The 15,618-nt window shown below is 38.3% G+C and carries 9 protein-coding genes and 2 other annotated features (1 of these 11 cut by a window edge); of the genes, 8 read left to right on the forward strand and 1 reads right to left on the reverse strand.

What is annotated here, in order from left to right; all coding sequences use genetic code 11:
- Positions 1-70, forward strand: a binding site (T-box leader); it begins 154 nt to the left of the window's first position.
- 37 nt (positions 71-107) lie between these two features.
- Positions 108-332, forward strand: a binding site (T-box leader).
- Positions 333-383: 51 nt separating this feature from the next.
- The 4 genes from thrS to MHH31_RS03975 all read left to right on the forward strand — a co-directional run bounded on the left by thrS (position 384) and on the right by MHH31_RS03975 (position 4,989).
- Positions 384-2,303: a threonine--tRNA ligase gene (thrS, locus tag MHH31_RS03960; RefSeq protein ID WP_217967428.1), complete on the forward strand. Its 1,920-nt coding sequence runs from the start codon at positions 384-386 to the stop codon at positions 2,301-2,303.
- A gap of 173 nt (positions 2,304-2,476) precedes the next feature.
- Positions 2,477-3,043, forward strand: coding sequence for a hypothetical protein (locus MHH31_RS03965; protein ID WP_342495309.1), 567 nt, complete (start codon positions 2,477-2,479; stop codon positions 3,041-3,043).
- A gap of 17 nt (positions 3,044-3,060) precedes the next feature.
- Positions 3,061-4,353, forward strand: a complete 1,293-nt coding sequence (locus MHH31_RS03970; RefSeq protein ID WP_342495310.1) for a hypothetical protein — start codon at positions 3,061-3,063, stop codon at positions 4,351-4,353.
- A 354-nt stretch (positions 4,354-4,707) separates the two neighbouring features.
- Positions 4,708-4,989: a hypothetical protein gene (locus MHH31_RS03975; protein ID WP_008341718.1), complete on the forward strand. Its 282-nt coding sequence runs from the start codon at positions 4,708-4,710 to the stop codon at positions 4,987-4,989.
- Between the two features lie 56 nt (positions 4,990-5,045).
- Here the strand turns inward: MHH31_RS03975 and MHH31_RS03980 are convergent, their stop codons facing one another.
- Positions 5,046-6,554 (reverse strand): helix-turn-helix domain-containing protein, encoded by a 1,509-nt coding sequence (locus MHH31_RS03980; RefSeq protein WP_342495311.1) that lies wholly within the window; start codon positions 6,552-6,554, stop codon positions 5,046-5,048.
- Positions 6,555-7,254: 700 nt separating this feature from the next.
- Between MHH31_RS03980 and MHH31_RS03985 the strand changes: the two genes are divergently transcribed.
- The 4 genes from MHH31_RS03985 (at position 7,255) to MHH31_RS04000 (ending at position 15,578) form a co-directional block, all read left to right on the forward strand.
- The gene (locus tag MHH31_RS03985; protein ID WP_342495312.1) at positions 7,255-13,407 is read left to right on the forward strand and encodes a SpaA isopeptide-forming pilin-related protein; all 6,153 of its coding nucleotides are present in this window, start codon (positions 7,255-7,257) and stop codon (positions 13,405-13,407) included.
- Between the two features lie 21 nt (positions 13,408-13,428).
- Positions 13,429-14,031: a class D sortase gene (locus MHH31_RS03990; protein WP_342495313.1), complete on the forward strand. Its 603-nt coding sequence runs from the start codon at positions 13,429-13,431 to the stop codon at positions 14,029-14,031.
- A complete protein-coding gene (locus tag MHH31_RS03995) occupies positions 14,024-14,350 on the forward strand; it encodes a hypothetical protein (protein WP_024720266.1) in 327 nt (108 codons plus the stop codon). The genes MHH31_RS03990 and MHH31_RS03995 overlap by 8 nt, the downstream gene beginning before the upstream one ends.
- A gap of 415 nt (positions 14,351-14,765) precedes the next feature.
- A complete protein-coding gene (locus MHH31_RS04000; RefSeq protein ID WP_342495314.1) occupies positions 14,766-15,578 on the forward strand; it encodes a leucine-rich repeat domain-containing protein in 813 nt (270 codons plus the stop codon).
- Positions 15,579-15,618 lie beyond the last annotated feature (40 nt).

A 15,618-nucleotide genomic window follows, 5' to 3' on the forward strand; every position in this document is an offset into this window, starting at 1 on the left:
CCAGAGCCATAAAGCGAATATGCATTATGGGAATTTGGGTGGAACCACGGATCACACATTCGTCCCTTTATGAGGGATGGGTGTGTTTTTTTGTTTACTTTTATAGCATGATTGCTTTGAAAAGGACATGAGCAGCTTTTATCGGTTCACAGAGAGGGAAGTCACGGTGAAATCTTCCTAACGCAGAAAAGCTATCTTACCACCTTTGAGCTGTATTGGGGAACATTGCAGTATCCAATACCGTCTACGCCACGTTACGGCGCCAGAGCCATAAAGCGAATACGCGTTATGGGAATTTGGGTGGAACCACGGATTACACATTCGTCCCTCTATGAGGGATGGGTGTTTTTTTTTATTTCAAAAAAGAGAAAGGTGTGTCAGTGATGAGAGAAAAAATGGTAAAAATTCAATTTCCAGATGGAAAGATCAAGGAGTTCTCCGCAGGTACGACAGTCGCAGAGGTTGCCTCCCATATTAGCCCAAGTTTAAGAAAAAAAGCAGTAGCGGGAAAGATCAATGATCAGACAGTGGACTTAAGTTATCCGTTAAACAACGATGCGGGGGTTTCGATTCTAACACTTGATTCAAAAGAAGGGCTGGAAGTGTTACGTCATACAGCTGCACATGTATTAGCCCAAGCTGTGAAAAGGTTATATGACAATGTGACACTGGGGATCGGACCTGTCATTGAGAATGGATTTTACTATGATATGAAGCTGAATCAAACGTTAAGCGTAGAGGATTTGGCAATGATTGAAAAAGAGATGAAAAACATCATAAACGAGAATCACCTTATTCAAAGAATGGAGGTCTCTTACAAAGAAGCTGAAGTGATGTTTGCACATGATCCATATAAACTGGATATTTTAAAAAGTCTCCCTCGACAAGAAGCCATCACGATTTATCAGCAAGGAGAATTTATAGATTTGTGCCGTGGACCTCATTTGCCTTCTACAGGGTATTTAAAGGCATTTAAACTAATGCGTGTGGCAGGGGCATATTGGCGGGGAGATAGCAATCAGGATGTCTTGCAGCGAGTGTATGGTGTAGCATTTCAGCATCCAAATCATCTAGCTGATTATCTTCATTTCATGGAAGAAGCAAATAAACGTGATCACCGGAAATTAGGGAAACAGTTATCCCTCTTTATGTTTTCAGAAGAAGCGCCAGGCATGCCGTTTTATTTACCAAAAGGTCAGATTGTCAGAAATGAATTAATGGCCTTTTCTAGAGAAGTGAGAGGTCAAGCGCAATATGAAGAAGTAAGTACTCCATTTATGATGAACCAAGAACTTTGGGAAAAGTCAGGCCATTGGGATCATTATCATGAGAATATGTATTTCTCAGAAGTAGACGATACAAGTTTTGCTTTAAAACCGATGAACTGTCCAGGGCATATGCTCATGTTCAAAAATAACTTATATTCCTATAGAGACCTTCCAATTAGAATGTCTGAATTTGGTCAAGTGCATCGTCATGAATTTAGCGGAGCATTAAATGGATTGTTCAGGGTCAGAACATTTTGCCAAGATGATGCCCATATTTTTTTAAGAGAAGATCAAATCGAAGCTGAAATCAAACGGATTTTTCAATTAGTTGATCATGTGTATCGGACATTTGGTTTTGAGTATTCAGTCGAACTATCCACTCGCCCAGAAAAAGCATTAGGGGATGACGCTATTTGGGATATATCCGAAATAGCGCTAAAAAATGTGCTTGATCAGTTAAAGATTAACTACTACTTAAATGAAGGAGATGGGGCATTTTATGGTCCGAAGATCGACTTTCATATTCAAGATGCACTAAAGCGGAGCCACCAGTGCGCCACAATTCAGCTGGATTTTCAAATGCCAGAGAAATTTGATTTAACATATATCAACGAGAAAAATGAAAAGGTGCGGCCAGTTGTCATTCATAGTGCCATTTTTGGTTCACTTGACCGGTTCCTTGGTATTCTCATTGAACATTTTGCCGGCGTCTTCCCGTTATGGCTCGCACCAATCCAAGTACAAATCATACCTGTCTCAAGCGTTCACCTTGATTACTGCATAGAGGTGCAGCAGCAATTAAGAAATATCGGAATTAGAGTCACAATCGATGAACGGAATGAAAAACTCGGCTATAGAATGAGAGAAGCACAAATGCAAAAAATTCCTTATATCGCTGTCATTGGAGATACAGAAATGCAAGAAAAAACACTGAACATCAGACAACATGGAGAAAAAATGTCAAAGATGCTGTCTATTGATGACTTTAAACACTTGGCAGCCCAGCAAATAAAAGACAGAACAGCTCAAATATGATGTGCTGATTTCATGAAGAAGGAAAAGACGTCCATTGAATGTGGACGTCTTTTCATTTGTGAAAAAGCCGAATTGACAATTGAAAGGGAAAATATTGAAACATTTTTTCGTTAAAATCGTAATAAGGATAGAGCGTTTATCAGAAAAATTTGAAACGAGGAGGAGTTTATCACATGGAACAAGCTGCACTAAAAAAGATGAGGACAAAACAAATCGCTATCTCTAATTTATTTGTCGGACTTATGATCATCATTTTTTTTATGTTGATTCAAATTGTTAAAATCCAACTGACACATTTCCTTTTTTGTTTAGGAATTCTAATGCTTATTCAAGGCATTTTAGGCTTTATTAGAAAAGGAACAACAAAGTCTTTCATACCTATTTTAGAGCAGGTAGCTATTTATGAAAAAGAGAAATTAGGGAAAGAGTGGGAAAAGGAAAAACGGTTAGATCATGTGTGGAAAATCATATTGAGTGTCATTATGTTTATTCAATCATTCACTTTACAAAATGTGGATAATGCATTCAGTGACGTCGATCCTGCATTGATCATTTTCTTGTTTTTGATGGTTCTAGCCATTTTAAATATAAGCATGCTTTTTCGTTTTAGAAAAATTGACCGATCGACTGTAGGTGAATTAACAGGCTACACAAAAGAGTCAAATATAATGGCAATCGCTTTAGGATTTTTTATGGCAATCATCATCTTCATCTTTATCGTTATTTTTGTTCTTCCATAAAACATCATCATTTTGAGGTGAATTCATTGAATGCAAACATTCAACAACTAATCGATCAGACAAAGGCGAAATTTGGCTTAGATCTTTACTACCTAAAAAGACACAGTTTTCATCGCTACGTCAATATGTTCAATGAAACGGTGTATACATTGAATATGGAATGGTTTCCCTCTCATGAAACGGAACCCGAAGACCATGATCTAAACCCAGACGGCACAGCTGTCATTGAAGTGAACTTGAATACAGGACAGACCGAGTCGGTTATTTTTGTTATGGACAAAACCTATGCGCAGCATGGTGTCACGTTTAAGAGACCTTATCCAGCTCATGTCATTCAATGGATCGAACAAGAAACAGGATTGATCTATGGAGAGCATTTTCATATGCATCAGAAGGAGAAAGGGGAACTTTCTTTCGAAGAAGCAATAGATGGTGTGAAAGTAGCACCTTCAGGCGGAATCGAAGTGAAATGGAATGAACATGGACAGCTCATGTACTTTACACACCACGGTCCATTTTTAGCCAAAACATTACTGAAAGATGAGAAATATGTGCTTTCCCTTGATCAGGTGAAGAACTTAGCCAAGCAGCAAGTACAGATGTTTCAATGGCCTTCCTTCGAGCACAATCAAATCCGTTCTATTTATGCTTTAGAAGAAATCTATGTGAAGAACGATGGAACGGGAACTCTTCCGTTTGAGGTTGGGCGTGAAGAAACGCATTGTATACACATGAATGAAGTCATTGAGTGGAATGAACCGATAAACAATGCCTTTGAAAAAAAGGAAATGGACATTCATGAGAACATTTCAGCTGAACAAGCTTTCTCATTGGAACCGTCACCAGATTCCCTCCCGATATCAAAAGAAGACCAGGATGAGTGTATCAAAGCGGTTCGAACCTTTTTGGCGCAAAAATATTCAAACGATACAGGGAAGTGGGTTCTAAAAACACTCCAACGTGATCATGGATACATCCATGCGATATTAAAAACGAATGAGCAAGAAGGCAGTGGATTTATGGATAAAATCAAGGTCTTCATTGATGCCAACACTTTTGAAGCCATTAATTACATAGATAAAAAAGAGATGTTTCAAGTATGTGGGATACTCAATCCATCTCAAACAGCTAGTGAAATCACCATAACTCAGAAACAAGCCTTTGAAACATTGAGAGAACGCCTCGAACTTACACCCATCTATGTCTATGACGATGTGCAAAAACAATATGTTTTATGCGGCAAGCTCGATTGTCATGATGGCGTTGATGCAGTGAGCGGCGAAGTGTTCTCTTTGACAGACTTTTCATAACTTCCAAAAGAACAGTCAGTGCTGTTCTTTTTTTGTCCCATCTCCCTCTTTTTTGCAGAAAAATGGAATTTTGTAGCAGGAAGTTGTCGTTTCATCACGAAAGAAAACAGGTAAGAATATGATCATAGGTCCATTGATTGAATTCGTGATGGAGTCAATGAGAAGACATAGGAAACGTTATACATATTGAACATTCGTGACAGTACAGTCGATCTACAGTTCATGTCTAAAAAGTGAGTGATCATGTCTCAAGCCGTATGCGAAAATACGTGTACCGAGATCATATGATGAGTTGGTTCCGTTTGTTTTTAGGTGAGTTTGAAGCCAAGTTAGAAGAAAGTGAGGATATCTACCTTGAGTACATTGGAAGTGTTTCGTCAGTTTTTGGTTGACCATTATCCTGCGTTACAAGATGAGCTTTGGCTGAAAGATGTTGATACCCTTCGAATCTCTCCTATTCTTCATCCTTTTCTGAAAAGCAAGCTGCCAGATGGGATTGAAAAATTCACTTGTGTCCTATTCACACAGCAAACAGATCAAACCACTGCCCCGCTCAAAGTATACCTTCTATTAGATGAATATGAGCAATCGCTTTACGCCATTGATTTGATGAATGAACAAATCGTGCTTCATTAATACAGAACCAAAAAGCTGCTTGAGAATGTCTCAGCAGCTTTTTTTTATGATGAACATTAGTTTGTCATATCAACCAATCTTCGGTGTAAGTTGTCCAATTCTTTTTTTGTTGGAAAAGAGCTGATCAGCAGCGTAGATCGACCGAATTGAAGAGGAAGCTCAGTATCGGTCACAATCATATCAACCCCAAGTTGATCCATCGTGACATCATTTAACGTATTTTCTGGACTTGTGAAAATGTGAATGAGAGGAGGCACGCTTAATTTAATTAAATCAGCAATAAACAAACTATGATAATAACCTAATGTTGAAGTAACAAAAATGTTCAGCACGTTTCTCCGTTCCATCTCCAAATGAACAAGCCCTCTCCAAGAAGATGTAATGATACGAATCAATTCCCGTTCATTTTTCACAAAAGAAGCGAGGATATCGTCTGTTTTTAACTCTTGGATGATATGACTAATCCTCGAATAGAAGTAAGGAAACTGTTTTTTCACCTCTGATAAATAGCTCGATTTCTTTTTGAAAAGGAATCCATCTCTCACGGTAATTTCATTGGAATACACATAATATTGGAGGAGAACGAGTGTCATCACCTTACGATTCGCTATTTCTTGATGAAAAATCGACTCCAACTGGGTGATAAATGAATGAATGGCATCATAGAGGCGTGGTGTATGCGACTGAAAGAACGTCAATTTTTCTTCGACAGACTCAATTGATTTAAAGTGTCCAATAGCTGGTTCGATCAATAGCAAAAAGACAAATTCATGATGATCCAGCGTCACATCAAATACGTCTTTGGCCATACGGCAGATGTGCTCTTCCCATCTTCTAATTTGATCATAGATTCCTTTAGCTGTAGAGGTTTGTTTTTCTTCATTCATTGAGTATGTATATTTACGGCTGATTGTAAAACCTTTTCGCATTCGGTGAATGGAAACGCCGAGCCACAGGCAGTATTTATCTATCGCGACATCTGGTACATTGACTTCGAGCACCTGAAATAGTTCTTGTAATAAATGAACTGCGTCTTGTTTTTGAATATCATCAAATGGCCAAAGGCGGCTTCCATACACTTCAAATAAAAATTCAACAAAGAATTGACGAATCTCCTTCTCATTTCCATGAAACTGCATACTATCTGGGCGTAACTCGATGTCATAGGATGTAAGGATCGAGTTGATTTTATGAATCGTGTTATACAGTGTGGATCTACTGATATTCAGCGTGTCCATCCATTCATAGAAAGATCTGTTTTCTTCGAAAAAAATGCCGTCAATCAATCGAATTTCAATCGTATCCTTTAGAATTTCTTTGATATAGTAATCCACTCGTATCGTCTGCGTATTACAAATGGATATGCCTTGTCTTGGCTTTATGTGGATTAACGGTTCTCCGTTCTCGGTTTGGAACGATTTCATTTGTTCTATATCGCTTTGAATGGCTCGAACAGAACCGATATGTTCATTCGATATCTCTTGAAGGCTCCACCACTTATTTTTGGATACAAGCAATTTTAAAATGTTTATCCATCTCTTTGATTTATTATCAATGAGCTCCATCAAACAACTAACTCCTTTCTTTGGCTTACCTCTATATATTATGAAGTTCAGATGAAGAACATTTGAGCTCAAAATAGGCATGAAATGATTGTAATGTTTTGCCTAAATCGTTTTGTCTTCACTTTTGATGATAAATGAGAAAAAAATTAGACGAAAACAAATGTTATTCGCTGATTCTCCATATTTTTCTTTTAAAAGGTGATAAGTATGCCATGAATCCTATAAAAATGGATCATTTTGTTTATTTTTTTGCTGCTCAAACGGTAAATGTAAGAATAAAAAGCATCGGCTTTTTGATTACCATATGGAAGGGAGTAGAAGGAATGCGATCTATATGATGCTGAACTATCTCACCATACATACCATATGAGTCATGCTTGTTTTATATGAACGTTCTATATGTGAATACATGCTTATATATGCATGTACTAATCATTTGTTGTTCATTCCAGTATAAATAGAAAAATTCACATGTATTCTTTTCATGTTCCCTCTCACTATTCCCCATTGCTATAGACCCCTATCCAACTACTATATCTACTACTCATGATGACCTTTCAAACTCATGATTCATCAACTCATTTTATTCATAGGGTCTTAAGGTGCAATTTTTAGAAAAATTTGATCAGAAGCGGAGTGATGTATCAGACAGTATACAAATGATTTTTTAATCGTTGTTGAAAATTAATTGTAGAAAAGGGTGGATGTATTGAAAAGAATATTGTCGCTGGCACTGATGACCGTGTTAGTCATACAGTCTAGTATATTAGGAATCTTGCCTTTAGCAGGGGCACAAGCTAAAGACATTCAAGAGAATATTTATGGGAATATTGAGTTTGCTGATAGCGAAGGAAACAAGTTATCAAGCATAGAAGATCAGCAAGTTAGAAAGGCCATTGTGCATTGGTCTATTAAAGGAATTGATCTCAAAAAGCAATATCCGTATATTCTCTCTCTTCCTTCAGTCATTCAGGTAGAGAAGGAGCAGAAAGAACTCATTACTGTCGATGACATACCTGTTGGTGAGTATACCGTTTCGAAACAAAATGAAGTGACGGTCACATTCAATGAGGATATTGAGCTTGATCCGAATTTAGAAGGATCTATAGATATTGACGTCACCAGTATAGCTGAGAAAAAAGAGAAAACAAAGCAAAACGAGCGTGAAGAAAATCTTTCAAAAGATGATTCAACCTCATCGGAGAAAGACAATGCTGCTAACAATCAAGAAACTGTTCAAAAGACACAAAGCGATGAAGATGAGTTACTAAAAAACAAAGTGAACGTGTCTAAGCGTTTAGGGCTGCAAAGCGTTTCAAAACAAATGCAGATACAAGAAAATCTCCTTACTGATGCGAAATTAATTTTTGAAGATCAGGAAGGAAATTCAGTTGATAAGCCTGACGTCAACTCACTGATTTCCATTAACTATAAGTGGGCCATCCCGAATGGTCATAACTATAATGGCGGCGATGAATTCCATTTCAAGGTTCCAGAGGAATTAGTCATTTATGAAAAAATCGATCGTCTCGAGATGAAATTTAATCAATCGACCATCGGTTATTTTTCTGTAGATGAAAGCGGAAATGCCTCCATCGAGTTCACAGATTTTATTAAACAATATTCAAATATCCAAGGAACACTTCAAGTATGGACACAATTAGATAAAAAAACAGTGATCACTGAAGAAAAAGAAGTGGTGATTACCCCGATTGAAGGCAAAGATACGATATCGATCCCGATTCAATACATTCCAAATGGTCCAAATGTCTCTAAAAAGGGAGAACCCAATCGATCTTACAATGCTGAAACCATTCAATGGACAGTCGATTTTAATATGGACTTAGATGATGTGAAACAAGCGAAACTGTTAGATCCGATTCAAGAAGGTCAAGCGTTAAAAAAAGATTCAATCAAGCTTTATCGTGTAGATACAAAGCTAAATGGTGAAACATCGCTTGGACAGCTGCTTGACGAAAACCACTACACAATCGGCCAAACAGCAGATGGTCAAGATTTCACGATTGAATTTAAAGATGACGTGCATCTCGCTTACCGTTTAATGTATGAAACGGACATTACGAATCAAGATCAGTCTGCGTTTCGTAATAAAGCGTCCCTTGTCTCTGCTGATAAAGTGATTAGTTCAGCAGAAGGAACAGTAAATGTGACAAGAGGCAGCCCTTTAAATAAAAAAGCCGCCCACTACGATCCAGTCACACAAACGATTACTTGGGAAATTCGGTATAACTATAACGAAAAAAAGCTGGCTCAAAAGGATGCTTTGTTAGAAGACTTCTTTAACGGTACACAGGCGCTAATATCTGACTCAATTCAAGTCAAAGAAGTCACAATTGATCAGAACGGCAACGAAGCAGGAACAAAAGCATTTGAAAATTACGTGGTTCAACCTCAAAAAAAGGATGAACAAAACGGGTTTACCTTACAATTCAATCAAGAAATTCAATCGGCTTATCTCATCACATATCAAACAAAAGCAATCGAGCGGATTTTCGAAGCTGAAGAGATTATCAATACTGTAACAGCTGGTAAAGAGAGCAAACAAGGGAAGCAAAGAATTGATCAGCAAATCCTAACGAAAAACCACGGAACACCGAATTACAAGAACAAGACCATTCCATGGCGTATCACCTTCAACAAAGATCAACAAACCATGAACAACGTGATATTAAAAGATACGTTTACAAACGAAGGATTGACGCTGCAAAAAGATAGTTTAAAAGTGACGACAGGTAATACAGTGCTTGAAGAAGGCACAGATTATCAAATCGTTGAACATGCAAATGGATTTGATATTCAATTTACGAAAGAAATCAAGACAGAACATACCATCACATATACAACGTCTTTTGATTATGAAAAAAGAGCAGATAAAGATCAAAAGAACCTACGTAACCATGTAAAACTTGAATGGGTAAATGAAGATGGCAAGGATTTGACGAAGGAAAATCAATCTGTCTTTACGCCTGACACATACACGCAGTCAAATGGATTCAAAAACGGAACATATGATGCAAAGAAAAAAGAGATCACATGGAATATTGGTGTGAACTATAATTTGAAACATCTAGAAGAGGCGAAAATCGAGGATTTCATTCAAGGAAATCAGCGTTTGCTTAAAGATTCAATTATCGTCTACTCGCTTGATTTACAAGGCGGGGAAAATGGTGCGGAAGAAAAAGAGGTATTAGCGAAAGAACATTATGACATCAAATTCCTTGAAAATGAAAAGGGAGAATCAGGCTTCGAAGTCATTTTCAAACATGCCATTGATTCCCCATACAAAATCATGTATCAAACAAGTGTTGAAGGAATGGATTTAGTACAGAAAACCTACGAAAATAAAGCGACCCTTTATGATGGAAAGACGACAGAATCAGACGTGAATGCTGTGGTGTCCATTCCAAATGGAGGGAAATACACGAGCAAATCAGGAAATCAGCAAGGAAAAGTCATTGATTGGAAACTGAATATCAACTTTGGTCAATCAACAGTCCAAGATGCGACGATTATAGACCATCCGAGCAGTAACCAAGCCATAATAGAAAACTCATTTCATCTGTATTCGACGACAATAGATGAAAAGGGGCAAGTGACCAAAAAGGAAGAACTGGAAAAAGGGAAGGATTATGAGCTAGACCTTGAATTCGATCCAGATTCTTTTCAAATCAAATTTAAAGAAGAAATCACGAGACCCTATATTTTAGAATACCAATCTCTCATTTTAGATAAGGTGGGAAGTACACTTCAAAACGAAGTAACGTTTAGAGGTGAAAATGTAAAAGAAATCAAAAAGGAATCCGAAGCCTCAATTGTGGTCAAACGTACCGCTGGCATGGGAGATGGCACAGGAGCGATTGGCGCTTTAACCATTCATAAGGTAGATGCGAGTAGTGGAAAAGCGCTAAAAGGAGCAATCTTTTCTCTGACAGATGCTGCGAGCGGTATCGTCATTGGAACAAAGACAACAGATGAAGAAGGAGCTCTTCGATTTGATCGTCTTCTGTATGGTGACTATATCGTGACAGAAGAGAAAGCACCAGATGGTTATATTAAGACGAAGGAACCGATCCATGTAACAATTGATCAGCCTTACGAATCAGGAGATCAAGCGAAAACAGGAAATAGCATGACGGTGCAGAACCAAGAAATCCGCCAGCATGTGAAGCTCACGAAAAAAGATAAAGAAACGGGTGCGGCATTAGAAAATGCAGAATTTGAACTGAAAAATGAATCTGGAGATACTGTCCAAACCCATTTGAAAACGGATGAAAAAGGAGAAATCCTTTTCAAACATCTTGAGCCAGGTTCCTATTATTTTGTTGAGACAAACGCACCGATAGGCTATCAATTAAATCAGCAAAAATGGCCGTTCACCATTAAAGAAAATCAAACAGAAACAACGGTTGTCACCGCAGTAAATGACATCATCAAAGGCTCTGCAGAATTGAGCAAAATAGGTGAAGGCGGAGAGAGACTAGAAGGTGCACAGTTCAAGCTCTTAGATCAAGACGGGCATGAGCTAAATGGTTCGCTTGTCACAGGAGAAGATGGCAAGATCACGATCAACGAACTAAGGCCGGGTACGTACCAGCTCATTGAAACAAAAGCACCCGAGGGTTATGTGTTAGATGAAACGCCAATTAAATTTGAAGTACCACTTGATCCAAAGGAACCAGTCGTCATTTCGCAAAAGAACCTATATGAAACAAGTGCATTAGAAGTGATGAAAGAAGGGGAAGATAGCAAGAAGCTTCAAGGTGTTCGATTTGAAGTCTTGGATCAAAATGACAAAGTCGTACGTAAAGATTTGACAACAGATGAAGGTGGAAAGCTTTTGGTCGATCATCTCAAACCGGGCAAATATCAGCTTGTGGAGACAGAGAGTATTGATGGTTACCAAAAGAAAAATAAACCTTATCCGTTTACCATCGAAATCGCACAAAAAAAACCGGCAGAGATCAAAGTGATCAATGATCTCAAAACTGGAGCTGTCCAGCTCACGAAACTCGGTGAAAAGAATGAAGCGCTTGAAGGAGCAGAATTCAAGCTTGTAGATGCAAATGGAAAAGAGATAAAAACAGGTCTCGTCACTGATGAGAACGGGGAAATCATCGTCAACGATCTGAAACCTGGAACCTATCAGTTTGTTGAAACGAAGGCGCCATTCGGTCATGAGCTTGACGAAACACCTGTCACTTTTGCTATGCCATTTAACCCTGAGAAGCTGGTCAGTGTGACAAAAGAAAATAGCCGCACAACTGGCGGAGTGCTGTTACACAAAAAAGGTGAAGATGGGAAATCATTAGAAGGGGTTGTCTTTGATCTATCTGATGCCAAAGGAAAGATAGTGGCAGGAGGAGAAGGAATTACAACCAATCAGGATGGAAAGATTACCTTCACAGGTCTAAAACCTGGAACCTATCAATTTGTTGAAAGAAAGAGTCTTGAAGGCTATGAATTGAGTGGGAAACCACTTGTCTTTGAAGTTGAATTCGGTCAAAAAGAATTGATTCAAGTGGAAGCCATCAATCAGCTCAAGAAAGGCTCTGTAGAACTCACAAAAATAGGGGAAGAAAAAGAAAGATTGAAAGGCGCAGAATTTACCCTGTTCAATGACGATGGTAAAGAATTGATGTCAGGTTTAACAACCAACGAAAAAGGCATCATCACTGTCAACGATTTGAAACCAGGCGCTTACCAATTGGTTGAAACGAAGGCTCCTTTTGGACATCAACTTGATGCAGAACCAGTAGACTTCAAGATTGATTTCAATCCAAATCAACTGGTGAAAGTGACAAAAGAAAATATTCGGACGACAAGTGCTGTAAAGCTTCAGAAAAAAGGGGAGGATGGTCAATTGCTCGCTGGCGTGACCTTTGACCTGATTGATGCGCACGGTCAGCGTGTGAAGAAAGACTTGAAGACAGACAAAAACGGTCAACTGACAGTCGATCAACTGAAGCCAGGAACCTATCAATTTATCGAAACAGCAAGCATTGCCGGCTATGAATTGGATCAGACACCTGTCTCATTTACGATTCGTTTAGGTCAAGACAAACCAGCAAAAGTAGAAATGATCAACAAACTGACGCCGGGAGCAGTGGAACTGACCAAAGTGGATGCTGAAGGACACACGCTGGAAAACGCAGAGTTTGCTCTTCAGAGTAAAGACGGGAAAACGTTGAAGAAATCACTTGTAACGGATCAAAAAGGAAAGCTTCATATCAACGATCTAAAACCGGGAGAATATCAATTCGTTGAAACGAAAGCGCCTCACGGCTATGAATTAGATGATCAGCCGATCCGGTTTACGATTGAGATAAATCAGCAGAAGCCTCTTCAATTAACAGCGAAGAATCACTTGATTTTAGGAAGTCTGCGTATCATAAAGGTAGACCAGCAGACAGATAGAACCTTAAAAGGTGCAGCCTTTGACATTCGTACAAAAGCTGGGAAAACGATAAAATCTGTGACAACAGGAAAAGACGGAGAAGCCATTGTCAAAGGGCTTAAACCTGGGGATTATACACTCACAGAGACGAAAGCTCCAAATGGTTATGTAGCGTTAAAAAAACCACTCGCTTTTACAATTCAAATGGGCGAAGTGGAGATCAAGACATTGATTGTAAAAAATGCTCCAATGAAGAATGAAGGGGACCACACGAATCCTCCAGCCTCAGATCAAGGGGATCAACATCCGCCTCATGACTCAAACGGTGAATTGCCAAAGACTGGAGAAGAATGGCTACGTTATTTGATGTATGCAGGGATTTTACTAGTAGTGTCTGGAACTGTTCTTCTTGTAGTCAGAAGAAGAACCATTCAGTAAAAGGAAGGAACGAGTGTATTGATGAAAAAAAGAACCTTATTAGGCAGCTTTTTGGTGGTCGCGGGACTAATGCTCATCTCCGTTCCTTTTCTATATGAGTGGCGAACTTCTCAGGAGACAGCAGCCATGGAACAGGCATTGAAAATGATTGAAGAAAATGACAGTGGTGCCCTTTCTTCTATTCCACATTTAACTGTGTCAGAAGAAGACCTGCGAGATACGATGGAGCTTGAGATCCCGTCAATTGATTTAAACGAAAAAGTGCTTCCTGTTACAACAAAAGAAAATTTAGGGATTGCACTGACTCAAATCAAATCTCATCAAATGCCAGGTGAAGGAAATTTCACGATTGCAGGCCATAGAGGGTATAGAGGCGACCGGCTTTTCCGGCAGCTGCCAGAAGTACCGAAAGGAGAAAAAGTCGTCTTACATCATCAAGCAGAAACATACGAATACAAAATTGTCAGCTCAGCTACGATTGAACCGACGGATGTTGATGTACTAAAGGATCGCGGAAAAAATGAACTGACATTGATCACTTGTACTCTTGATGGCCAGAAACGATTTGTCTTAAAAGGAATACGAATCAATGCTTCAAAGGATAAGCAACCGTCGGATGTATAACACCAACATAATAGATGATGGGTATGCTGGAAAAGCAGCGTTCACGACCGACATGTTACACCAACTGTTAGTAGAGCATTATCCCACTTTAAAAAACGAACGTTGGGATGTGGATATAGATACAATTCGGACTTCGCCTATTCTTCATCCTTTATTAAGAAGAAAGATTCCGATAGGTATTGAAAAATTCACCTGTGTTTTGTTCACGCAGCAGACAGAGTCCTTTGGAGAGCCTTTGATTGTGTACTTTTTATTGGATGAAAAAGGCGAATCGATTTACGCAATGGATCTCTTGCTAGAGCAGCATGATCCACATTAAACAAGAAATAAAAAAGGAAGGTCTTTAATTAACGGGTACGGTTTTAAGGTGGGAAAGTTGTATTAGTCATATAATGAGGACTCTAATTCGGATATGAATTGGAGTTCTTTTATTTGTTTATATGAAAGAGTACGAGCTATCGTCAAGACCTGTGCAGAATATATGGAGTATAGTGAAAGCGAAGTCGTTGATATGTTGTTGCTCCATATTTTAGATGATAAAATTTTATAAAATGGATTTGAAAATAGACGTAATCATCGGCGGATTGTGGTTAAACGGACCAAAGAAGATCATCTAGTTTTTATCCCTTCCCCTATTTCTTCGGCAGAAATATCGGAAAGAACAATGTTTTGACTCCAAACTTCTGATAAAATTCATTTAGATATCCATCATTCGTAGGTGTGGAGGTAAAAGAATGCTCAAAGAAGACCCTGATTATATTTTTCGTCATGATGCCCAACCAGAAGTTGTTCATGATTTAGCCGATGTAGATGAAAATGCCACCGAGTTGTTAATCACAGGAAAAACAAAAAATATTGAAAGGTTGAACTCTTTTTCTAACCTCACGAAATTGTGGATTTACAAAGTGAGCCAAAAGGAATTCAATACGATCTTGAGCTTAGTTAATCCCAAAATGCTCTATATGCGTGAACTGAGAGTAGAAGATTTATCAATCATCAGTTCTCTTCAAAATGTTGAGGTATTGGCACTTGAATGGAATACAAAGGCACAAAGTTTATGGGATCTATCAAAAAACACTTCTTTAAAATCTTTATCCTTAACAGATTTTTCAAAGTTGAATGACATAGCCCCTTTGCAAAAAAACACTGGTTTAGAATGGTTGCAATTGTCAGGTGGGATTTGGAATACATTAAATTTAAATACTCTACAACCTTTAAGATACCTTAAGAATTTAAAATATCTGTGCTTATCAAATATAAAAGTGAAGGACGAGTCTTTAGAACCAATATCGGCATTAGAGGGACTCAAGGAGCTTGACATTTCAAACCAATTCCCGACAGAAGAATACGCTAGATTATCCGTAACTCTTCCAAATACGAAGTGTGATCGTTTTGCACCATACATCTTTTTATCAAGTCCTATTGTAGATAAAGATGTAATGGTAATTGGAAAGCGGAAACCGAAATTAAATTCAAAAGTCGATGGGGAAAAGTTGCAAAAATACGAAAAACAATATAAAGCGTACCAAGAAAAGTATAAAAATTAACTTAAAAAGCAATGGATAATCTATTCCATTGCTTTTTCTA

It is taken from the genome of Bacillus sp. FSL K6-1033 (genome assembly GCF_038630765.1).
Lineage (GTDB): Bacteria > Bacillota > Bacilli > Bacillales > Bacillaceae > Bacillus > Bacillus altitudinis.